This window comes from Acidovorax sp., from assembly GCF_046339755.1.
In the GTDB taxonomy this organism is placed as follows: Bacteria; Pseudomonadota; Gammaproteobacteria; order Burkholderiales; family Burkholderiaceae_C; genus Acidovorax.
In genome coordinates this window covers 13,539-32,472 of record NZ_JBKDTZ010000201.1, presented here as the reverse complement: position 1 = coordinate 32,472, position 18,934 = coordinate 13,539, and the positions used below count along the sequence as shown (strand labels likewise).

General features: G+C 66.3%; 24 protein-coding genes and 2 pseudogenes. 6 read left to right on the top strand and 20 right to left on the bottom strand.

Annotation, left to right across the window (positions count from 1 at the left end):
- Nucleotides 1-64: 64 nt before the first annotated feature.
- The 8 genes from ACK59X_RS16545 to ACK59X_RS16510 form a co-directional block, all read right to left on the bottom strand.
- Nucleotides 65-205, bottom strand: coding sequence for a hypothetical protein (locus ACK59X_RS16545; protein ID WP_157405894.1), 141 nt, complete (start codon nt 203-205; stop codon nt 65-67).
- A 21-nt stretch (nt 206-226) separates the two neighbouring features.
- Nucleotides 227-373, bottom strand: a complete 147-nt coding sequence (locus tag ACK59X_RS16540) for a hypothetical protein (RefSeq protein ID WP_409958884.1) — start codon at nt 371-373, stop codon at nt 227-229.
- An 88-nt stretch (nt 374-461) separates the two neighbouring features.
- Nucleotides 462-890 (bottom strand): hypothetical protein, encoded by a 429-nt coding sequence (locus tag ACK59X_RS16535; protein WP_007855371.1) that lies wholly within the window; start codon nt 888-890, stop codon nt 462-464.
- Entirely contained in the window at nt 875-1,537 is a 663-nt protein-coding gene (locus tag ACK59X_RS16530; protein ID WP_409958882.1) for a hypothetical protein, read from the bottom strand. The genes ACK59X_RS16535 and ACK59X_RS16530 overlap by 16 nt, the downstream gene beginning before the upstream one ends.
- 162 nt (nt 1,538-1,699) lie before the next feature.
- Nucleotides 1,700-2,572 (bottom strand): hypothetical protein, encoded by an 873-nt coding sequence (locus ACK59X_RS16525; protein ID WP_409958880.1) that lies wholly within the window; start codon nt 2,570-2,572, stop codon nt 1,700-1,702.
- A 60-nt stretch (nt 2,573-2,632) separates the two neighbouring features.
- Entirely contained in the window at nt 2,633-3,367 is a 735-nt protein-coding gene (locus ACK59X_RS16520) for a hypothetical protein (protein ID WP_409958879.1), read from the bottom strand.
- A 198-nt stretch (nt 3,368-3,565) separates the two neighbouring features.
- On the bottom strand, nt 3,566-4,078 hold the full coding sequence (locus ACK59X_RS16515; protein WP_409958877.1) for a hypothetical protein: 513 nt from the start codon (nt 4,076-4,078) through the stop codon (nt 3,566-3,568).
- 236 nt (nt 4,079-4,314) lie between these two features.
- Entirely contained in the window at nt 4,315-5,118 is an 804-nt protein-coding gene (locus ACK59X_RS16510; RefSeq protein WP_409958875.1) for an SHOCT domain-containing protein, read from the bottom strand.
- A gap of 95 nt (nt 5,119-5,213) precedes the next feature.
- Between ACK59X_RS16510 and ACK59X_RS16505 the strand changes: the two genes are divergently transcribed.
- Together ACK59X_RS16505 and ACK59X_RS16500 are read left to right on the top strand one after the other, a co-directional pair.
- Nucleotides 5,214-5,366 (top strand): hypothetical protein, encoded by a 153-nt coding sequence (locus ACK59X_RS16505; protein ID WP_409958873.1) that lies wholly within the window; start codon nt 5,214-5,216, stop codon nt 5,364-5,366.
- A 141-nt stretch (nt 5,367-5,507) separates the two neighbouring features.
- The gene (locus tag ACK59X_RS16500) at nt 5,508-5,912 is read left to right on the top strand and encodes a hypothetical protein (protein WP_409958871.1); all 405 of its coding nucleotides are present in this window, start codon (nt 5,508-5,510) and stop codon (nt 5,910-5,912) included.
- Nucleotides 5,913-5,981: 69 nt separating this feature from the next.
- Here the strand turns inward: ACK59X_RS16500 and ACK59X_RS16495 are convergent, their stop codons facing one another.
- Entirely contained in the window at nt 5,982-6,344 is a 363-nt protein-coding gene (locus ACK59X_RS16495) for a VOC family protein (protein ID WP_409958869.1), read from the bottom strand.
- A 13-nt stretch (nt 6,345-6,357) separates the two neighbouring features.
- Nucleotides 6,358-7,083: a class I SAM-dependent methyltransferase gene (locus ACK59X_RS16490; protein WP_409958867.1), complete on the bottom strand. Its 726-nt coding sequence runs from the start codon at nt 7,081-7,083 to the stop codon at nt 6,358-6,360.
- A gap of 224 nt (nt 7,084-7,307) precedes the next feature.
- Here ACK59X_RS16490 and ACK59X_RS16485 point away from each other — a divergent pair, with 224 nt between their 5' ends.
- Together ACK59X_RS16485 and ACK59X_RS16480 are read left to right on the top strand one after the other, a co-directional pair.
- On the top strand, nt 7,308-7,760 hold the full coding sequence (locus ACK59X_RS16485) for a MarR family winged helix-turn-helix transcriptional regulator (protein WP_409958865.1): 453 nt from the start codon (nt 7,308-7,310) through the stop codon (nt 7,758-7,760).
- 11 nt (nt 7,761-7,771) lie between these two features.
- Complete coding sequence (locus ACK59X_RS16480; protein WP_409958863.1) at nt 7,772-8,881, top strand: FUSC family protein; 1,110 nt, start codon at nt 7,772-7,774, stop codon at nt 8,879-8,881.
- 116 nt (nt 8,882-8,997) lie between these two features.
- Here the strand turns inward: ACK59X_RS16480 and ACK59X_RS16475 are convergent, their stop codons facing one another.
- Complete coding sequence (locus ACK59X_RS16475) at nt 8,998-9,210, bottom strand: hypothetical protein (protein ID WP_409958861.1); 213 nt, start codon at nt 9,208-9,210, stop codon at nt 8,998-9,000.
- A 496-nt stretch (nt 9,211-9,706) separates the two neighbouring features.
- Nucleotides 9,707-10,609, bottom strand: a complete 903-nt coding sequence (locus ACK59X_RS16470; protein WP_409958859.1) for a LysR substrate-binding domain-containing protein — start codon at nt 10,607-10,609, stop codon at nt 9,707-9,709.
- A 203-nt stretch (nt 10,610-10,812) separates the two neighbouring features.
- Between ACK59X_RS16470 and ACK59X_RS16465 the strand changes: the two genes are divergently transcribed.
- A complete protein-coding gene (locus tag ACK59X_RS16465; protein ID WP_409958857.1) occupies nt 10,813-11,754 on the top strand; it encodes a tripartite tricarboxylate transporter substrate-binding protein in 942 nt (313 codons plus the stop codon).
- Between the two features lie 14 nt (nt 11,755-11,768).
- Nucleotides 11,769-12,923 carry a trans-sulfuration enzyme family protein gene (locus ACK59X_RS16460; RefSeq protein WP_409958855.1) on the top strand — a complete coding sequence of 385 codons (1,155 nt, stop codon included), beginning with the start codon at nt 11,769-11,771 and terminating at the stop codon, nt 12,921-12,923.
- A 52-nt stretch (nt 12,924-12,975) separates the two neighbouring features.
- Here the strand turns inward: ACK59X_RS16460 and ACK59X_RS16455 are convergent, their stop codons facing one another.
- The 8 genes and pseudogenes from ACK59X_RS16455 to ACK59X_RS16420 form a co-directional block, all read right to left on the bottom strand.
- Complete coding sequence (locus tag ACK59X_RS16455; RefSeq protein ID WP_409958853.1) at nt 12,976-13,557, bottom strand: hypothetical protein; 582 nt, start codon at nt 13,555-13,557, stop codon at nt 12,976-12,978.
- 278 nt (nt 13,558-13,835) lie between these two features.
- Nucleotides 13,836-14,204, bottom strand: coding sequence for a DUF1428 domain-containing protein (locus ACK59X_RS16450; RefSeq protein ID WP_409958851.1), 369 nt, complete (start codon nt 14,202-14,204; stop codon nt 13,836-13,838).
- Nucleotides 14,205-14,464: 260 nt separating this feature from the next.
- Nucleotides 14,465-14,968, bottom strand: a complete 504-nt coding sequence (locus tag ACK59X_RS16445) for a hypothetical protein (protein ID WP_409958850.1) — start codon at nt 14,966-14,968, stop codon at nt 14,465-14,467.
- Nucleotides 14,965-15,390 (bottom strand): DUF4375 domain-containing protein, encoded by a 426-nt coding sequence (locus ACK59X_RS16440; RefSeq protein ID WP_409958848.1) that lies wholly within the window; start codon nt 15,388-15,390, stop codon nt 14,965-14,967. The genes ACK59X_RS16445 and ACK59X_RS16440 overlap by 4 nt, the downstream gene beginning before the upstream one ends.
- A 25-nt stretch (nt 15,391-15,415) precedes the next feature.
- Complete coding sequence (locus ACK59X_RS16435) at nt 15,416-16,411, bottom strand: alpha/beta hydrolase (RefSeq protein WP_409958846.1); 996 nt, start codon at nt 16,409-16,411, stop codon at nt 15,416-15,418.
- Between the two features lie 64 nt (nt 16,412-16,475).
- A pseudogene (locus ACK59X_RS16430) lies at nt 16,476-17,051 on the bottom strand (substrate binding domain-containing protein); the annotation flags it as partial.
- A 266-nt stretch (nt 17,052-17,317) separates the two neighbouring features.
- Nucleotides 17,318-17,662 (bottom strand): annotated as a pseudogene (locus ACK59X_RS16425) (LysR family transcriptional regulator); the annotation flags it as partial.
- Between the two features lie 54 nt (nt 17,663-17,716).
- Complete coding sequence (locus ACK59X_RS16420) at nt 17,717-18,706, bottom strand: quinone oxidoreductase family protein (protein ID WP_409958844.1); 990 nt, start codon at nt 18,704-18,706, stop codon at nt 17,717-17,719.
- Nucleotides 18,707-18,934: the final 228 nt, after the last annotated feature.

Genomic DNA, 18,934 nt, shown 5'->3' with positions numbered 1-18,934 from the left:
TTTCACGGCACGCCAAGAGAAAAAAAAGCCCGCACTTGGCGGGCTTGGCTCATCGGATTCCCCATCAGATGTCGGAAAAATTCTGGCGGACGAAAGACGCCACAAAGGCGAGCGCATCGGGCTGCAGCCGATTTATCTGGCATACCTCCTGGTAGCTGCTCGAGAACATCTGCACCCGATCGGTCACGCCCGGTGGAAAATCCATCTGCCTGGCCACGATCTCCTGCTACGACCCCCGGTCGCGGTACACCGCGGCCAATCGCGGCTGCATGGCAACCAGTGCAGCGTTCTGAGCCTCCCCCAACTGGCCGATCACATCCAGAAAGTAGCTGTCCAGCAGCCTCAAAAAGGATTTGCCTGCGTAGCGATCCATCTCAATCCTACTTGGGTTTATCGGGTGCAGACGAAATTGCCCCTGGGCACAGGACACTCCAAAAACGGGCGATCACAAATCAGAAAACTCAACCGCCCAAAGCATCCCTGCCGCCACCGAAGCGACGGAAAAATACTGCATCTGGCCATTCATCGTCGTAAGCCTCCAAAATGCTATGCAAGGCGGTTGACATCTTTCTGGAGTGGAACTCGAAATTCTCCTGCTGAGCAAACGCCAGGATTTCCGGCCAACGAAGTTCTCGCATGCAATACCCTATGGCGGTATCCGAAAAGCATATCTCGCCCTGCCGCCCGCCATACCGCTGCCGACGGATGTCGTCCATAAGGAGCTGCGCCAACTGCTGGCGGTGCTGAGCGTTACGCTGCAAAAGACCTAGCAGTTCCTCGTACAAAGGCTCCATCTCATCTTCGCCGGTTTCAGCGTAGTTCACAGAGCGGAATTTTTGACACAACGTATTGAAATTTTCGACGATGAGATCATTCATTTCTTCACCCATTTCCTGCTCTTGAAGTCAAAGATTTTGTTGATGTATCTTTCATCAGAAACTTGGAAGCCATGGTTGCGAAAGGCCTTGACTGCGGCCGCCGCCGCTGCGTCTCCGTTGGGGAGGTAGTGGCCTGATGCGTTATCGATGTACTTGACAGTTCCCCACAGCACCTTGGCTTCACCGGCGGCAATGACCTTTTCTCCTCGTGCCAGATCAACATGGCCAAAACCTCCCGGATCGTGCGGTTTGCGCGCCATGATCAACGCACCATTTTCCTTGACCACATAGAGAACATTTGCAGGCATTCTCAACGCTTGGTCTGTCGTCAAGGCCGGCACATCGCGAAGCTCGCTTGCGTCGTCGGGAAATCGATTCGCAAAAACCGGCCCTGGCGGCAATGCATGCATGGGCCAGGCAGGCGGCCCATCGAATGCCTGTGCACCATTGTGAAAACCAGAGCGCGCTGGCACAAGCTTTTCAGCACCTGTCGCCGAGAAAATCTGCAGCACTTTCTGGACACTGCCTGGCGGCACCAGCACCCCTCCTGGAATTTGCAACCGCTCAGTCTCTCCGATCCCAGCCCGAAGGAGTTGATCCACAATTTCGGCAGGATCACCGCCCGTTACCGCCAGCGAGCCTCCATCCAACAAAACCATTCCCGGATGCGAAGGAGTCAAGGCAGGGGATGCGACCGGCAAGACAGGCCCCTGGCGCCCTGAACCTGCGTCCAGAGCCTGCGCAAGGGGCGACAATATCCCCCAGGCGCGCTTGGCACTTCGGGGCGCCACCAAAGCGCCTTGGGATCTTGGGAAGATATCCTAAGCAGCAACACCCGCCTGCAACAAGGCGTCGCGGATGAGCGCCGGATATCCCGTCACGGCCAGCGTGCCGGTGGGCTGCGTGTCCATCCGCAGGACAGCGGCGGCCATAGGTTGGGCCACTTCCTGAGCCGGCTCGGCTTGCGCTGCACCCCCCTGAGGATCCATTGTTGCCCGTGCCATGTGCGCGGCAGGCTCGCTTACCATCGCAAGCTCAGAGCCCCCTTGCGCCGCTGGCGGGTTCGCGCGCTCGACCCCGCCCAGGGCGCGATCAGGCAGCAGGTCGGAAGGCATGGGCAAGTAGTCCTCAGGCAATGCAGAAGCCTGTTCGGCATGCACTGGTGGGGTTGGCGTGGTGTGCTGCTCCCCAACCATTGGCACATCGGCCCTGTGTGCTCCAGGCTGGGCCGACGCTCCAGTTGGCTCGCCACCGCGCAAGCCGCCCACCGTGCCGGCATGGGCACCGAACAGGGCGCCGGCTGCGAAGTCATCCACATACTGGGCGCCAGTTCCCTTACGAAGCGGATCTCGGCCAGCGCCCAACTCTTCAGGCACACGCTGCACAGCCTCGGTCCCTCCCTGCACGGCCATCTGGATGCCCACGGACTTGCCCAGGCGTTCCAGCGCGTTGCCTTTGAATGCCTGGGTGCTCCGGGCGTTCAGGCCTATCCGATCCGCAAGCGTGTCGATGGCGGTGGAGACCGTGGCACCGGCCAGCATCGTGGAGAGATCGAGGGATTTGCCAGTCCTGCGCGCCTCTTCAACCGCCTCACCAAAGACAGAACCAAAGGTCTGAACGGTGCTGTTCAAGGCAATGCCGACCGCCTCTCCCAGCGCCTTCTTGCCCACGGTGTTGGCGATCAGGCCGCCCATGCCGGCCGACAGGATGGTGGTCGCCGCCTGAAAACCTGCATAGCCGCTGTTCTCCAGCGCCTATTCCACTGCATCGCCCGTGTTGCGGATGCCGGTGAAGCCCGGGGCAAGACCGATGTTGTTGACGCCGCGCATGGTCTCCCGGTACCCCTCCAGACCCCAATCGCGCAGATCCTCGCTACCGGTCAATTCACCCGCCAGGCCTGCTGCGCCCATGGCGGTTGCATAGAGCCCACCCGCACCCTGCGCCAGCCCTCGCACCACGGACGGCATCTCCTGCGCTGCGGCGCGCTGGCGGGCATCGGCGCGCAAGGCACGCATTTCCTTTTCTTCGGCGGCCACGCGCTCGCGCTCAGAATTGGGGTTGTAGCGCTGCACGATGCGCTCGCCTATCACGGCGTCAGGACGCGCCTTTTGCGTCCGCGCATTCAGGCGCTGTTCCAGATTGGCGTCGAACCGCGCGTTGCCAGTGGCATCGGCAGTCGCATAGCCCAGCGCCATGTACTGCGCCTCCCGGTCCACAGGCTTCTGCTCGATGACCGGCTGGGACAGGTTGAACTGCGCCAGCGCGCGCAGCCTCTCACGGCTGGCAGGGTTGATCTCTACAAGCCGCTGCACCTCCTGTTCCAGCGCCAGTTCGCGCCGTCCAGCGTCGGTATCAAGCCGCATGCCTGAAGCAGCCCCCCGCCCTCCACCGGCGCCGCGCCAGGCGTGGGCCGACGTGATGACCTGCTGCTCGGACATATCCTCCTGGTCATCGGCAGCGCCAGGCCAGGCCAGCTTGAAAAGGTTCATTGGCAGCCCTCCAACGGGACGAGTGGATCGGCTCGCCACTGTCCACGCCGGCAGGTTGGCCGCACAGGATCTGCATATATGCGCAGGCAGGGCTGCGCCGCGCTCCAAGGCCCTCAACCTGACCGAAGCAGCGGCCAAAAAGAAGCCCGCACAGGGCGGGCTACTTGGGGAGGGGTGTCGCGAATGGCCGCGCAATCATCACCACAGCACCCCAATCAGCGCAAACGCCCCGCCCAGCACGAACATGGTCTGGAACAGCATGCTGCGCAGCTTTTCGTCGGCACTCTCGCCGGACCACGACTCCACGCCCGTGAGCTGGATCACCGAGCCCCAGGTGGCGAAGATGGCGCCCAGGGCGGCCAGCACCTTGCCCATGTCGTCCGGAAAGACCAGCTCCAGCGGCCGGCCCAGGCCCGAGTACATGATGACCAACAGCATGAACACGCCCACGATGGCCAGGCCCGAACGCCAGAACTGGGTGCGCGTGCGCAGCAGGCGCGCGAGCGATGCCTGGCGCATGGCCTCCAGCTCGGTGCCTGAGCTCCAGGCTCCGGCCTTGTAGCGCGCTAGCTGGTCTGCGGGCTGGACGATGATGGCCAGGTCGTGCGCGGTCGCCATGTCGGCAAAGCGCCTGCGGCTGAACAGAAACGCCCACAACGTCGGGAAGGTACTGAGACGCTTGGGCACCACAGGGGGCACCGGGAAAGACATGGCTAGATTTCCGCCCTCTTTCGCACTTGCGGCATCGCACGCCGCACGGGCAGCGCAGCGCACGGCGGTGGGGCGGTGCTGCAGCCTGCGGGGTGGAACGTTCGATCTTCTGCCATCTCTGGATCATAGGCGCAGGCGCGGCGGCTGCAATGAACCAATGGCCGGCCAGGCGCTGGCGGTGTCTTGCACCGCTGCCGGCCGGGCTCAATCAGGCCCGAGCGCACGCTGGCCGCGGCTCATCTGGCCAGCAGCTTCGCCTTGAGGTTCTGGAATTCCTGCTCGGTGATGGTGCCGTCGGCCCGCAGCTTTGAGAGCTCTTGCAGCTCATCGGCCACCAGGGCCTGGCCGGGCGGCACGGCCACGGCCGCGGGCGCAGGCATTGCTGCGGCAGGCGCGCTCACGCGGCGGTACTTGGCACTCTCCACACCCGCACGGGCCACCAGGTCGTTCACGGTCTGCGCGTCCAGCTCGATCAGGGCGGGGGCGGCGCCCGGCCCCGACAGCTGTATGCGCAGCGGCTGCGTCCTGGCCCGCTCCACCACGCCGGGCGTGAGATCGATGAACAGTTCTTCCGAGAAGAAGCAGCCGTTCAAGCACGACACCATGCGCGCGCTGAGGCGGCCGACCTTCAGGCCCTCGCTCGCGTCCGTCTGCGCCGCGGACAGGGATTTCCAGCCGCTTGCGCCGTAGATCTCGTAGTAGTGCACGTAGTAGTCGATGCTCCCCGTGCCCTTGTCCACCAGGGCGGAGAGGGTCCAGCGCCGCATGTCCAGCGGGCCGGACTCGCGGCTCACCGGCAGGGCCTCCAGCTTGGCAAAACGCAGGGACTCGGCCGATGCAGGCTGGAAGCCGCCGCGCTTCTTGGCCGCCGCATTCGTGGAGCTGCCGCCCGCAAGGGCACCCAGGGGGGCTGGCGCGTCGACGAAGACGCCACGGCTCCTGGCCTCCATGTCCATAGTGTTCTGCGCAAACGCAGTGGCAGCACACATCGCCATGGCGGCAATGGCAGCGGCGGCCCGCTTTTTCGACACTCCCTGCATGGGTCTCCCTTTCGACATCTGTGTTGTTGTGGCGGCGTCATCTTAGACAACGCCTCACATGCCCCCGCGGATGATTCGTCCAGAGCGGCCGCGTCGTGCCCCTGGGCATCACCAGCGCCGCGCGCCACCCGTCACGGCCCCATGTGCCCCCCCTGGCCGAGCACCCGCTGCTCAAGGGCTACGACCTTGTGGGCTGGTTCGCCATGGCCGCGCCAAAGACCCTGCCGCCCGCCTGGCCCAGCAGTTGAGCCAGGGACTCAAGTCGACCTGGCCGCGCTGATGCGCAGCGGCACCGCGCAGTACGCGAAACTGGTGGACTTCGCCAAGACAAAGGATTGAGGCCCCGGGCCGTGCGATCATGCGGCAGACCCATTCCAGATCCTCCGCCCATGACGACCACCACTGCCACCACCCCTGAACAATGCGCCGCCCTGCGCACCGCCCTGCTGGGCCTGCACCGTCACCTGATCGAGCTGGAGCGGCGCGACTACGAAAAGCTGCACGGCCGCCAGTCGGCCGGCGAATTCCTGCAGGTCATGGCGTACGCCGAGTCCATGCGCTGGCTGGAGCCGCTGAGCCGCCTGATCGTGATGCTCGACGAGGCCATGGAGCCCGGCAATGCCGACGCGGCCGAAGCGCCCCACATCGTGGCCCGGCGCGTGCGCGAGATGCTCAAGCTCGAGCAATCGGCCGAGGCGGATTTTTCAAGCCACTACCAGAAGCATTTCCACACCTCGCCCGAGCTGGCGATGGCGCATGCGGCGGTGATCAAGGCGCTGGGAGCGCCCGCTTAGATCGGCTTGCCCCGGGGCCGCATGCACCGTGTGCCCTCACTCATGGCGCATCCGGCTGAACGAGGTTGATCAGGTTGCCGCAGGTATCTTCCAGCAGCACCATGGTGATCGGCCCCGCGCGCATCGGCTCGCCACGGAACACCACACCGCCGGCCTTGAGCCGCGCGTAGTCGCCCGCCAGGCCTTGGTGATGAAGGCCGTGGCAGGGATGCCCGCCTCGAACAGTGCGCGCTGGTACGTGGCCGCTGGTGCAAAGGCCATGGGTTCGAGCACCAGCTCCACGCCCTCGGCCCCGTCGGGCGAGTTCACGGTGAGCCAGCGGAACGTGCCCATGGGAATGTCCTTGTCCTTCACGAAGCCCAGCTGCTCCGTGTAGAACTTCAGGGCCTTTTCCTGGTCGTCCACGAGGACGCTGGCGAGTTTGATCTGCATGGTGCTTGGCTCCTCAAAGTGGTTTGCGCGCTACGGCATTGAGCAGGGTTTCCTCGCGCACCTTGGGCACGCCAAAGCCCAGCCACTCGAAGGCGCCCAGGTCCTTGCGGCTCCACCACAGGTAGGGCGTGCTCACATGCTCAGGCTTCACCTCGAAGCCGGCCTCGCCCAGCATGGCCAGGAACTCCGGCGCGCTGCGCTGCACGTGCATGGGGTGGCGAAACAGCAGCCGGATCACCCAGCTGTGGATATAGGCGCGCGTGCTCTCGGCCAGCAGCACGTGGCCGCCGGGCTTGAGCACGCGAAAGATCTCGGCCAGCGCGCTCTGCTGGTCCACGATGTGGTGCAGCGTCTGGTGGCACAGCACCAGGTCCACCGAGGCATCGGGCAGCGGGATCTTCTCGGCATGCGCATGGTGCAGCGTGACGGGGGCACTGGCCGCCTCGCGCATGGCGCCGCAGCGCTCGGCGAAGTCCGGCTCGGGGTCGAGCGCATGGATCTGGCTGGGGCGAAAGCGCTCGGCCAATTCAGGCAGCGAATGGCCCTGGCCAGTGCCGATATCCAGCACCGCACCGCCCTTGGGCAGGTCGGGCGCCAGGGCCTGCAGGTCGTTGAGGGCACGCTGCAAAACATGCACGCGCCAGGTCTCTGTGGACAGGAACCACAGGCCAAAGCGGGTCTCGGGGACGAAGGCGTGGGACGACGTGGTTGCGGCCGGAGGCGACGAAAGAGAGGGCATGGATGGACGGGCTTGGGCGGAAGGCCGCCGGTTCGATGTTCTGGTGGGCGGGCCGATGACCGATGCGGCATCGGGCGGCTTGCTCGTGATTACATGATAGGCCAAGAGAAGGCCCCGCCCCCTGCCCCCCGGTGCATGCAACGGTAACAGGAGCCAGCCTGGGCAGCCACACCATTAGCATCACAATTATTTGAATTCAAATGATTGTGATAAAATCATTCCCCATGAAAGAAGACCTCCCCGATCCGCGCCACCGCATTGGCATCCGCCTGGTGGGCCTGGCAAGGCGCTGGCGCCAGGCGCTGGATGCGCGCCTCTCTGCCAGCGGCCTGAGCGATGCCACCTGGGCACCGCTGATGCACCTGCACGAGCTGGGCAGCGACAGCGGTGTCTCGCAAAGCGCGCTGGCGGCGGCCGTGGGGCTCGATGGCTCCAGCCTGGTGCGGCTGCTCGACATATTGGCGGAGCGCGGCCTGATCGAGCGCCGCCCCCACCCCGAGGACCGCCGCGTGAAGCTGGTGCACCTGAGCACCGCCGGCCGCCGCACCGTGGCCGCCCTGCGCAAACAACTGCAGGCCATTGAATCGGAGCTGCTGGCCGACATTGGCGAGCAGGACGCGTTGACCCTGCTGCGCGCCTTCGAACGCATCGAAGCCCGCATTGCAGCCACGGCCTGATGGAGCCACCCATGCATGCACACCACCCATCGCACAGCCACCTGGCTGCCGTAACCCACCTGCTCGCCCCCGCGCGGCTGCGCGAGGCCTGCGCCATCACGCCCCCGGCCTCGGTGCGCAATGCCGCCGTGGCCGGCCTGCAGACCGGCCTGGCGGTGCTGATTGCCGTGGGCGCCACCCATTGGTCGCCCTGGGCGCACCTGCAAGGCTTTCCGGCACTGGGTGCCCTGGCGGCGCTGTTCGGGCGCTTTGCGCCGGCAGGCCAGCGCATGCCCGCCGTGCTGCAGGCGGGCCTGCTGCTCATAGCTTCGGTCGCACTCATGTCCGTGGCCGCGCTGGCGGGCGCCGCGCCGGCCGCCCTGCTGCTGTGCCTGGGGCTGCTGGCCGGTGCCGTGACCTGGCTGGCGGGCCATTGGCGCCTGGGCGCCCCGGGCGCGGTCATCTTCGTCTTCGCAGGCTGCGCCGCCATTGGCCCGGTGGACGGCTGGCAGGCCGCCGCCGAGCGCGTGCTCTTCACGCTGGCAGGGGTGGCCGTGGCCTGGTGCGTGTGCCGCGCGAGCGACCGGCTGCGCGCCGAGGTGCCCGCGCCCGCCGCCCCGTTGGCCGCAGCCTGCCCCACGCCACTGCCCCCGTGGGCGGCGTTGGCGCGCACCGCCCTGTGCACCGCCAGCGCTGGCATGCTGGCCCTGGCTGCCGGCTGGCAGCACCCGGCCTGGGCCGCCATCGGCGCCATGGCGGTGCTGCAGGGCAGCCACCTGCACCTGGCCATGCACCGCGCGGTGCAGCGCACCGCCGGCACCGTGGCCGGAGCGGCACTGGCCTGGCTGGTGCTGGCCCAGCACCCCACGTTCTGGCCGCTGCTGGCGGCCGTGATCGTGCTGCAACTGGTCACCGAGGTGGTGATCGGCGCCAACTACGCACTGGGCCAGGTCTTCGTGACGCCCATGGCCCTGCTCATGACCTCGCTGGCCGCGCCCGGCGCGGCAGCCGGCATGCCTCTGGCGCGCGTGCTGGACACCGTGCTCGGCGCCCTGGTGGGCATGGTCTTCGCCGTGGTGTTCTCCACACTGGAGGACCGGCTGCACCTGGCGCAGCACCATGCGCGGGCGCGGGGTGCGTGAACGCAGCGCCAGCAGCGCTTACAGAAAACGTTCCGGCCGGTACTTCGCCAGCGCGGCCAGCCGCTCGCTGCTGAGAACCTCCTGCGCCGCATGCCTGCCCAGCAAGGGCGCCAGGGTCACGCCGCTGTGGGTGGCACCATGTACATGCCCGCGGCGCCCGGCCCATGGCCGCTCATGGGCAGGCCGTCCAGCGGCATGGGGCGGTAGGCCACGATCACGTCCTTGAAGCGCGCATCCTTGAGAACCTGTTCAAGGTCTTTTTGCAGCCGCGTTGGAGTGCACTCGGGATGAATGGCTGCTTCGGATGCGCCGCATGGGCGCATGCCCATGCAAGCAGCGGGGGCGCCAACATTCCGAATTCGTCGGCCCGATTTCACTCCAAAGCGACCCCTGCAGATTACACTAGCTAGTCGGCGTTCACGGTGCCAGGCAAATGGTGCGTTGTGGCCCTGGGTTATCCAAAAACCACCCCAAGCCATTACCTATTGCGCCAAAATAAATTCACCCGAATATGCGGCAGCACGGCCTTTGAAAGGCCGCCAGGTGTTTAAAAACAGGCATCGATCAGGGCTGCAGGCACTGTACGGCCAGCCACCCCATGAAAACATTGACGCCGATGGCACCTGCCATTACCAAACCTGATAGCCCCGGTTGGCCAAACAAGCCCTGCTCTTTATGGCAACGTGCGCCATCGCTTGAAACTGGCGCGAACAAGGCCAGTGCCCCCGTGCAAGGGCCGCCCCGCCGCACCGGGGGCGTCCCCCTGCCGACTCGCACAGCGAGTCGAGAGAGGGGTGAAGGCGCGACGCGATTCAGAGGGTGCATTCAATGCACCAGCCGGTCGGCCCGTAGGTTGCGCGCCTCGAACAGGCAGGCCGCCAGGTCGCGCACGATGCGCGACTTGGGCAAGTCCGGACGAAAGATCAGCAGGGTGCGAAAGTGCACCGCCGCCGAGAACGGGCGGAACACCACCCCGCGCGCGGCATAGCCGTCGGCCGCATAGGGGTTCACCAGGCCCACGCCCAGCCCCTCCATGGCCAGCGCGCAGACGGTGGAGGAGTTGGGCGTCTCGGCCACCACCCGGGGGCGCACGGCCTTGGCCGCGAACACCTTGTCCAGCTTGCGGCGCACGGTGTCCTCGGGCGCCAGGGCGATGAAGGGCTCGCCCGCCAGGTCCTCGGGCGTGACCACCTCGCGCTCGGCCAGGCGGTGCCCCGCGGGCATGGCACACACCGCCTTGGGCGTGGCAAACAGCTGGTGCTCCAGGCCCGTGACATCGATCTCGTCGGCGGCAAGGCCCACGTCGAAGCGGTTGCCCATCACCAGCTCCCGCACGGAGGATGACGCGCCCACCTGCAGCGTCACCGCGATCGAGGGGTGGCGCTCGCGGAACAGGCGCAGCGCATGCGGCACCAGGGTCGAGCCCATGGCCGCCAGGCTGGCCATGCGGATGTCGCCCGTGCCGAAGTCGCGGATGCGCGCCGCGCTCACGCGCAGCCGGTCCAGCCCCTGGAAGCTGCTCTCCACATCGCGAAAGAACAGCTGTCCCTCGGCCGTGGGCACCAGGCGGCCGCGGATGCGGTCGAACAGCTGGAAGCCCGTGAGTTTTTCCAGCTCCAGAATGCTGCGGCTGATGGCCGGCTGGGTGATCTGCAGCAAGTCCGCCGCGCGCGAGGCGGAGCCGGTGACCATCACGGCGCGAAAGGCTTCAACCTGGCGGAAGTTCATGGATCACCTATCAGGTTTGCACATCGATGACTCCATTTGAGTCATTGATTGTAATTGATGGCGATTTTAGAGTACGCACCAAGGCGCCGGACAGGGATTTTCATTTCCTCCGGTTTTTCAAATCACAATCGATGGGCGTGGTAATCCGTATGAACGACTCTTTGAATCGCCGCAATGCACTCGCAGGTATTGCTGCAACCGCCATGGGCTCCCTCCTGCCGTGGGGCAGGACCTGGGCGAACGCAGCCTATCCCGACCGGCCGGTCAAACTGATCGTTCCGTGGTCGGCCGGCGGCAGCACGGATGTACTGGCCCGCGCGGTGGGGCAGAACCTGGGCGACCTCCTGGGCAAGCCCGTGGTGGTGGACAACCGGCCCGGCGCATCGGGCCGCCTGGGCGTGGATGCCATGGCCAAGTCCCCGGCCGACGGGTACACGGCCTCGGTGATCGAACTGGCGCATGCGATTGCGCCCTCGGTGTTCCAGAAGGTGTCCTACGACCTCATGAACGACACGGCCGCCGTCTCCCTGCTGGGCGACTCGCCGCTGGTGCTGTTCGTCAGTGCGCAGAAGTACAGGGAGGGGCAGTTCCAGAACTTCCTGGCCGATGCACGCAAGGCCGCAGACCCGTTCACCCTGGCCACCAGCGGCAACGGCAGCATCAGCCACCTGGCGGCGGGGCTGTTCGCCAAGGAGACCAAAGTCCCTTTCGACCAGATCCCCTACAAGGGTTCCGCCCCTGCCCTCACCGACGTTGCGGCGGGCCTCGTTGCTGGCCACTTCTGCACGCTGGCCAGCGCCAGCGCCCTGCTGGGCGCGGGCAAGATCGTTCCGCTGATGGCCACGGGCAGCCGCCGCATTGCGCAGTTGCCCCACGTCCCCGCCGCGAGCGAGTTGCGCCTGTCCAGCCTGGACTTCGGGCAGTGGTGGGCACTGGTCGTGCCGGCCAAGACGCCCAGGCCCATCGTCGACAGGCTGCATGCCTCCACCGCCAAGGCACTCGCGGACAAGCAGGTGCAGGCGCGCATCTCCAGCCTGGCCATCAACCTGCGCAGCAAGGCGCCCGACGACACCATGGCCTTCATCCGCGCCGAGGCGGCGAAATGGGCCAAAGTCGTCTCCGACCTTGGCATCAAGCCTGAATGAACACAGACGAGCAAATGAAAGACCCCACCCCAGCAACCGGCAAGCACACCGAAGGCTTCCAGAGCCTGTCACCCGCCGTCTGGCGCGCATCCACCGTGCTGTTCGACAACGTCGCGGACTTCACCACGCGCAAGGAGCGCCTGTTCGACGGCTACACCTACGGCATCACCGGCACGCCGACCACGCGCATGCTGGAAGAACGCATCGCCCGGCTCGAAGGCGCCAGCCACTGCATCGTCACGCCCTCGGGCCAGTCCGCGCTGTGCCAGGTGGCGCTGGCGCTGCTGGGCGCGGGCGACCATGTGCTCATCGCGGACTCGGCCTACGGCCCGCTGCGCAGCTTTGCCAGCGACTACCTGCAGCGCTTCGGCGTGGAGTGCGAGACCTTTGATCCCAGCGCCGGGGCGGAGCTGGCAGAACGCTTCAAGCCGAACACGAAACTCATCTTCCTGGAGTCGCCCGGCTCCCTGACCATGGAGATGCAGGACCTACCGGCCATCGTGCGCGCCGCGCGGGCGGCCGGCATCCTGACCGTGCTGGACAACAGCTGGGCATCGCCCCTGGGCTTTCAGGGCGTGCCCGCGGGCATCGACATCGTGGTGGAGGCGGCATCCAAGCTCTTGGGCGGCCACTCCGACCTGCTGCTGGGCGCCATCGCCACCGACAGCCGCGCCCTCTACGAAAAGCTGCGCACCGCCCAGAGCGTGCTCGGCCAGGCCGTGGGCCCCGACGACTGCTTTCTCGTGCTGCGGGGGCTGGACACCCTGGCGCTGCGCTATGCGCACCAGTGCGCATCGGCACTGGCCGTGGCCGGCAGGCTGGCCAGCAACACCTATGTGGAGCGCGTGATGTTCCCGCCCCGCCCCGGCGACGAAGGGCATGCACGCTGGGCCGCCTCGTTCCAGGGCGGCGGGTGCGTGCTGTCCTTCGTGCCCCGGCTGGCATCGGCGGCGCAGGTGCACCAGTTCTTCGATGCGCTTGAGGTCTTTCGCATCGGCGCCAGCTGGGGCGGCGTGCACAGCCTGGCCGGCTACTACCCCGAGGCCGAGCAGGCCCGGCGGGCGTATTGCCACATCCGGCAAGGCATCGTGCGGCTGGCCATCGGTGCCGAAGGGGCCGAGCTGCTGGCGGCGGATGTGGAGCAGGCGCTGCGCAGCGCTGCGGGGTGAGCCCGTCCCGCGGTCGAACGGCAGGACATGGTGGTGCCCGGTCTGACCTTGTTCATGTATGAAGGTGCATGAGGAAATTTGGCACTTTGCCGTGCCGAATTTTCTTCTCCCAAACATCTACCCAGGTGTTTCCCATCGTCCAGAACGAAAGACACTGATGCAGAAAAGCAATGACCTCATCTTTTTTGCCGAGCTCTACGAGTAGTTTGGCGAGTCGCATCGTTGGCCCGAACGATGCCAGTTGTGGAGATCCCGTGTTCTGGGCTGACGCGTGAAGCGCTTGTACAGCTTGCTCCACATCTCCGCGGCGTAGCGCAAGAAGACCACGAACAGTGTGCCCTGCGAACATGGCGTTGCCATAGTTCCAGTCGTCTTGGAACGACTGCGAGACTTCGAGCGCTCTTTGGGCGATTGCCTCTGCTTCCACAAACTTCTCCAAGTCGTATGCACCGAAAGCGGCCTGTGCGACTGCGTAGAAGACTTCTTCCTGGGTTGTTGCCTTTTCCAGCTCCGAAAGCGAGGTAGCTGCCCGTAGCAGGCGCAATTTCTCAGTGCGGCGCTTCATCGCAGAAGTGACCAAAAGACGCTCGCTCTCAATTTCCCAGCTTACTTTTTTGACGCGGCGTTTTGGCATTTTCTAACGTGATGTATCCCGCAAAACCTGCTGGATGAACTGGATCTTGCGAGATATCCTAGACACTGATTCCCCCTGGACATGACTTGCGGATTGGGCTTGCGGTCAGCGGCCGTTGGCCGATTGCCGCCATACTGGCCGCGAAGAGCGCGGCTCGGCAAGCCGACAGTATGCCAACAGCCGCCGGGCGCTGCCGCCACCGCCAACGCGCCCTTCGCACCAAAAAGTAGACGTGCGTTGCCCAGCGCATCCGACGTGGGCGCGCAAAGCTACCGCCCTCAGGCCTTCACTTCAACCACCTGCTCGAAGCCGCCGAAGATCATGCGCTTGCCGTCGAAGGGCATCGGCGGGTTGCCGGGGTTGGCTGGGTCCATGCGCGGGTCTTCCATCATCTTCTTCATGCCCGCGTCGCGCGTGACCTTGTCAGGCCATTCGACCCACGAAAAGGCCACCGTCTCCTCGGCCGTGGCCTGCACCGCGCGGCGGAAATCGGTGAGCTTGCCGTCGGGGACATCATCGCCCCAGCCCTCGATCACCCGGATGGCGCCCAGCTCGATGAAGATCGGGTCGAACTGGCGCGCGTGCTCAATGAACTTCTGCTGGTTGGCGGTGGGGACTGCGATCACGAAACCATCGATGTAAGACATAGCTTGCTCCTGTGAGGTTGATTCGGGCCTACACCCCCCGGTGACGTGCCCGTCTATCGCGGCACCCCGTATCCACACGACGAACGACGGCAGGCCAAATCGACATGGTGTGCCTGCGCGCCCCCCATAGTAGTACCCATGGCCCTGCGCGCTGCGCAACGCGGAGCACCGCCTGTTACCCGTGCTTACCCCTGATCTGCAGCAGCCAAGGTATCAGCGGCTTGAGTGCTCAATCAAGCCACTGCAAATGCACCTGTCCTTCATCTTTTCACGAGAGAGCACCGAGCGGATCCCAGCGAGTTGTCGCAGAAGGCCATCACGGTGTGAATTTCAAAGCGCATGGCACCGTCGGCCAATTGCTGCTTGGTCAGCTCGCCATTGAGCACGCGAAACTTCCCGCCCACCACGCATTTCTGGTTGGCCACCCACTCACCGTAGTAGATGTTCGCGGCGCTTCCTTCATAACCACAGAAGTTCAGTATGGTGGCCGTGGAACCGCCTGCTGCGGCACCCACCTGGAACTCCGCCGTAAGCCGCTCCTGCCGCAATGTCACGTCGACCACCACCGGGCAGTTGGGCGACTCTTCACCCACGCAGGATATGGACAGCTCGCCCGCTAAAGCGAGCAGAGGAAGGCACAAGGCCAGCGCAGAAATGCATCGTTTCACAAGCTTCTCCAGAAGAATGGTTGATCGGCCAACAGCGCCGCGGGGCTTGGTGCCATGCGCACCGCGCCACCAGTCCACCGGGTTATCTCGCGTCATGCCGACTCCCGCGCATACAGCCCGGCCAGCCGCTCCATGGCCGCCTGCACGAAGTCCTCCGGCAAGTCCTGGATGATCTGCGATGCGGGTGTGAACACCTCCTCGCCATGCTGCGCCTCGATCACCTCCAGCACGGCCATGCGCACATCACGGTCCAAAGGGTAGGTGGCACCGAAATAGGCCAGCGTGGAACCCAGTGCAGCCAGGGTGATAGTCATGCCCAGGCTGCGCAGGCCATCGCGCGCCAGCAAGGCCAGGTCGCCCGAGCTGTTCCAGTAGAACTGGTTAAGTGTGCCGTTCATGGTTTCGGCTTCCAGCCACCAGAGGGCAATGGCCTCCTGCTCCTCGCGCAGCAAGGTGTCGAAGCCCTGGTCCCAGCGCGCTTCGAGCTGCTTCCAGGTGGGGCTGCTGCTCACACCCATGGCGTTGCCTCCCTGGTACGGCCCATCATGGTCTGGCCTTGCCCGGCGCGGTGACAAAGCGCACTATGGCGTCCACCACGCCCGGCGCCAGCGGCTGGCCCGGGTTGGCATAGGTCGCCATGTTGGCGGCGGCATCGTCCGTGGGCACGGCCTTGAGCACGTGGTTGGTGTCGGGCAGCAGCACCAGTTGGGCATTCGGGTTGGCCTGGGCCAGCAGGCGCGCGTCCTGCACGGCCACCTGGAGGTCGCGCTCGCCCTGCAGCACCAGCACAGGCTTTTGCGCAGCCGCGATGAGCTTGGCCGGGTCTTGCGCGAAGGCGCTGATCAGAAAGCCCTGCACCGCCTCGTTGAACAAGGGCTGCAAGGCAGGGTGCAGGCTGGCCGGGTCTACACGGGCACCTCCCTCCAGCCGGGTGATGGCCGCCAGCGCCTGATCCAGGATGGGGGCGTTGGCCGGGTTGGCGCGCAACTGGTCGCGCAGCACCTGGCCCACGGGGCGGCCGGGCGTGGCCGCCAGCACCAGGCCGCAGATGCCGCTCGCGGCCTCTCTGCCTTGCAGGGCCGCCAGCGCCACCATGCCGCCTTCGCTGTGCCCCAGCACCCAGACGCAGGGCACGCCGGTGCTGCGGCGGATGGCGCCCACCCAGCTGTGCACGTCGGCCACGTAGTCGGGAATGGTGACGGCGTTGGCATCGGCCACGGCCTTGCTGCTCTCGAACATGCCGCGCTTGTCGATGCGCACGCTGGCAATGCCCCGGGCCGCCAGGCCCTGCGCCAGCAGCCGGTAGGTGGCGGCGTTCACCCCCAGGGGGTTGTTGCCGTTGCGATCCGTGGGACCCGAACCGGGCACGATGAGCACCACCGGCGCGCCCGCTGGCGCGGGCGCGCCCAGCAGGCTGCCCTTGAGCGGGCCGAACGGGCCGCGCGCTTCGATGGGCTGATCGCGCGGGCCAGCCGCCGGCTGCGCCACCGCAGCCAGGGCCGCGGCCGACACCGCCAGGCCGAACAGAAATGCTTTCATGGAGCCGAGTATGCCCACCGCCCGGGGCAGGAATGTGAGAAGTCGTTGCTCCATGGCGTATTCATCACAACCGCCACGGCGCCCCCTGCGCGAACTGCCCCACCATCCACGCCTTGAACGCGGCCATGGCCGCCGTGCTGAAGCGCCCCGAAGGCCGCACCAGGTAGATGCCGGCATGCGCATTGAGCCCCCAGGGTGCCAGCACCGGCACCAGGTGGCCTGCAGCGATGTCGGGACTGACCAGCCAATCGCCCGCGGCCATGATGCCCAGGCCCAGGCGCGCGGCGGCCTGCAGGGCCTCGTTGTCGTTGCTGATGAGGGTGCCCTGTATCTGCACCGATTCGGTCACACCATCGCGCGTGAGGCGCCATTCGGGGTACGAGCGCAACCCCGTGAAGCCCAGGCAGTTGTGCTGCGCAAGATCGCCCGGCACCTGCGGCGTGCCATGGCGCTGCAGGTAGGCCGGCGCCGCGCACAGGATGCGGCGGTGCTCGCACAGCCGTGTGGCGACCAGGCGGCTGTCTTCCAGCTCGCCGATGCGGATGGCTGCGTCGAAGTGCTCGGCCACCACATCGACAAAGCGCTCGGCGTACTCCACCTTCACCAGCACCTCGGGGTGGGCCATGGCAAAGCCCGCGACCATGAGGTGGGGCCTGTTAGCCCTATTTTCGGGGTCGCGAAGGCCCTTGTCGGCGTGCCAATCTAGGCACGCGACGCCGCGTGTGCATGTGCACAGGCAAGGAGCGCAACGACGAGTGGCGCGCCGGCAAGGGCCTTCCCTTCGGGTTGCCCGGCCTGGGGGCCGTCTGCGGCGTTGCCCGCGCTTGCAAGGTGCACACCTTGCTGCGCACGGGTGACTAGAATCCAGCCCCCAGGCCGGGCAACGCGATCCCCGAAAATAGGGCTAACAGGCCCCAGCCACCTTCGCCCCATCGCAGCGGGCATGGAAAGGCGCAGGCGCCCACGCACCTCGCGCGCGCCCTGCGCGGCCTCTTTCTCGGCCTCGGCGATCAAGAGCGCGGCATGGCGCACTTTCTCGACCAGGCGCAGCCCATCGTCGGTAAAGCGCAGCTGGCGCGTGGTGCGCTCCACCAGGCGCACGCCCAGGCGTGCTTCCAGCGCGGCCAGGCGCTTGGAGAGGACAGAGGGGTGCTTGTTCAGCGCCCGCCCTGCAGCCGCGAACGAGCCCTCGGCATGCAGTGCGAGCAGCGTGGCAAGTTCATCGGCGTGTTGGCTGTCGAGCAGGTCCATGGGGTATTCGCAAAGCAGTCACGGGGACTGTACGCCATGCCCCATCCCGCCCAGTCAAGGCACCAGCACAATCGCGCCCTGAGAACGCCCCTGCTCCAGGTCCGCATGCGCCTGCGCCACTTCGGCCAGCGGGTAGCGGCGCCAAACCTGGGGCCGGACGATGCCGGCCGCCACCGCATCGAGCACGTCGCGCGCCCGCTCCTGGTACTCGGCCGCCATGGCGGTGTGCGCCGCCAGCGAGGGGCGCGTGGCAAACAGCGAGCCCTTGGCATTGAGCGTGCCCATGTCGATGGGCGCCGGCGCGCCCGAGAGTGCGCCGAACGACACGAACAGCCCGCGCGGGCGCAGGCTGTCGAGCGAGGCCTCCAGCGACACGCGGCCGATGGGGTCGTACACCACGTCTGCGCCCTGGCCCCCTGTGGCCTGCTTCACCTGCGCGGCCAGCGTGGCCGGGTCGAAGACGAAGACCTCGTGGCAGCCCGCGGCCCGCGCGCGCTCCACGCTCTCGGCCTTGGACACCACGCCGATCACGAAGGCCCCCAAGTGCCGCGCCCAGGCCGCCATGATCTGCCCCAGCCCGCCCGCCGCCCCGTAGAGCACGATGCGCGTGCCCGGCCCCACGGCGTACGTCGTCTTGAGCAGGTACTGCACCGTGATGCCCTTGAACAGCACGGCCGCCGCGTCGTCGAACGACAGCGCATCCGGCAGCTTCACCAGCCGGTCCGCCGGGAAGCGCCGCGCACTCGCATAGGCCCCGAGCGGCCCCGTGGCATAGGCCACGCGGTCGCCCGCGGCGACATTCGTCACTCCCGTGCCAATGGCCGCCACCGTGCCCGCCCCTTCGAGCCCCAGGCCCGAGGGCAAGGCGATGCGCACCGCACCCTTGCGCTGGCTCACATCGAGCGGGTTCACGCCGATGGCGGCCTGGGTGAGCCAGACCTCGCCAGGGCCGGGAGACTGGATGTCCGTGAATTGTTCAAGGTGCATCACCTCGGGGGCGCCGGTTGCGTGGATGACGACGACCTGTTGTTGCTGCTGTGCCATGCGGGCTTTCCTGCTTTTTGCGGTTGGGATCCGCCAAGAGTAGGCATGCGTGCCCGCGCCAGCAATCGGGCTGGCTGCAGTTGAGCCGTGCATGGGGTGCAGCAATGCAATGGGTGCTGGCGCGCCCTCGGCCCGCTGCGGGCCGGTGCAAGCTCAGTCGTGCGAGTAGTGGAAGGGCCGCGGGTCTTTCTTGGGCCACAGGTTGGTGAAGTCCTCGCCCGTGGCTTG

Excerpts from the sequence above, each read along its gene's own strand:
- ACK59X_RS16545 (WP_157405894.1), bottom strand. The coding sequence starts at position 205 with ATGGATTTTCCACCGGGCGTGACCGATCGGGTGCAGATGTTCTCGAGC.
- ACK59X_RS16540 (WP_409958884.1), bottom strand. The coding sequence starts at position 373 with ATGGATCGCTACGCAGGCAAATCCTTTTTGAGGCTGCTGGACAGCTAC.
- ACK59X_RS16535 (WP_007855371.1), bottom strand. The coding sequence starts at position 890 with ATGGGTGAAGAAATGAATGATCTCATCGTCGAAAATTTCAATACGTTG.
- ACK59X_RS16530 (WP_409958882.1), bottom strand. The coding sequence starts at position 1,537 with ATGGTTTTGTTGGATGGAGGCTCGCTGGCGGTAACGGGCGGTGATCCT.
- ACK59X_RS16525 (WP_409958880.1), bottom strand. The coding sequence starts at position 2,572 with ATGGGCGGCCTGATCGCCAACACCGTGGGCAAGAAGGCGCTGGGAGAG.
- ACK59X_RS16520 (WP_409958879.1), bottom strand. The coding sequence starts at position 3,367 with ATGAACCTTTTCAAGCTGGCCTGGCCTGGCGCTGCCGATGACCAGGAG.
- ACK59X_RS16515 (WP_409958877.1), bottom strand. The coding sequence starts at position 4,078 with ATGTCTTTCCCGGTGCCCCCTGTGGTGCCCAAGCGTCTCAGTACCTTC.
- ACK59X_RS16510 (WP_409958875.1), bottom strand. The coding sequence starts at position 5,118 with ATGCAGGGAGTGTCGAAAAAGCGGGCCGCCGCTGCCATTGCCGCCATG.
- ACK59X_RS16500 (WP_409958871.1), top strand. The coding sequence starts at position 5,508 with ATGACGACCACCACTGCCACCACCCCTGAACAATGCGCCGCCCTGCGC.
- ACK59X_RS16495 (WP_409958869.1), bottom strand. The coding sequence starts at position 6,344 with ATGCAGATCAAACTCGCCAGCGTCCTCGTGGACGACCAGGAAAAGGCC.
- ACK59X_RS16490 (WP_409958867.1), bottom strand. The coding sequence starts at position 7,083 with ATGCCCTCTCTTTCGTCGCCTCCGGCCGCAACCACGTCGTCCCACGCC.
- ACK59X_RS16485 (WP_409958865.1), top strand. The coding sequence starts at position 7,308 with ATGAAAGAAGACCTCCCCGATCCGCGCCACCGCATTGGCATCCGCCTG.
- ACK59X_RS16480 (WP_409958863.1), top strand. The coding sequence starts at position 7,772 with ATGCATGCACACCACCCATCGCACAGCCACCTGGCTGCCGTAACCCAC.
- ACK59X_RS16475 (WP_409958861.1), bottom strand. The coding sequence starts at position 9,210 with ATGGGCATGCGCCCATGCGGCGCATCCGAAGCAGCCATTCATCCCGAG.
- ACK59X_RS16470 (WP_409958859.1), bottom strand. The coding sequence starts at position 10,609 with ATGAACTTCCGCCAGGTTGAAGCCTTTCGCGCCGTGATGGTCACCGGC.
- ACK59X_RS16465 (WP_409958857.1), top strand. The coding sequence starts at position 10,813 with ATGGGCTCCCTCCTGCCGTGGGGCAGGACCTGGGCGAACGCAGCCTAT.
- ACK59X_RS16460 (WP_409958855.1), top strand. The coding sequence starts at position 11,769 with ATGAAAGACCCCACCCCAGCAACCGGCAAGCACACCGAAGGCTTCCAG.
- ACK59X_RS16455 (WP_409958853.1), bottom strand. The coding sequence starts at position 13,557 with ATGCCAAAACGCCGCGTCAAAAAAGTAAGCTGGGAAATTGAGAGCGAG.
- ACK59X_RS16450 (WP_409958851.1), bottom strand. The coding sequence starts at position 14,204 with ATGTCTTACATCGATGGTTTCGTGATCGCAGTCCCCACCGCCAACCAG.
- ACK59X_RS16445 (WP_409958850.1), bottom strand. The coding sequence starts at position 14,968 with ATGACGCGAGATAACCCGGTGGACTGGTGGCGCGGTGCGCATGGCACC.
- ACK59X_RS16440 (WP_409958848.1), bottom strand. The coding sequence starts at position 15,390 with ATGGGTGTGAGCAGCAGCCCCACCTGGAAGCAGCTCGAAGCGCGCTGG.
- ACK59X_RS16435 (WP_409958846.1), bottom strand. The coding sequence starts at position 16,411 with ATGAAAGCATTTCTGTTCGGCCTGGCGGTGTCGGCCGCGGCCCTGGCT.
- ACK59X_RS16420 (WP_409958844.1), bottom strand. The coding sequence starts at position 18,706 with ATGGCACAGCAGCAACAACAGGTCGTCGTCATCCACGCAACCGGCGCC.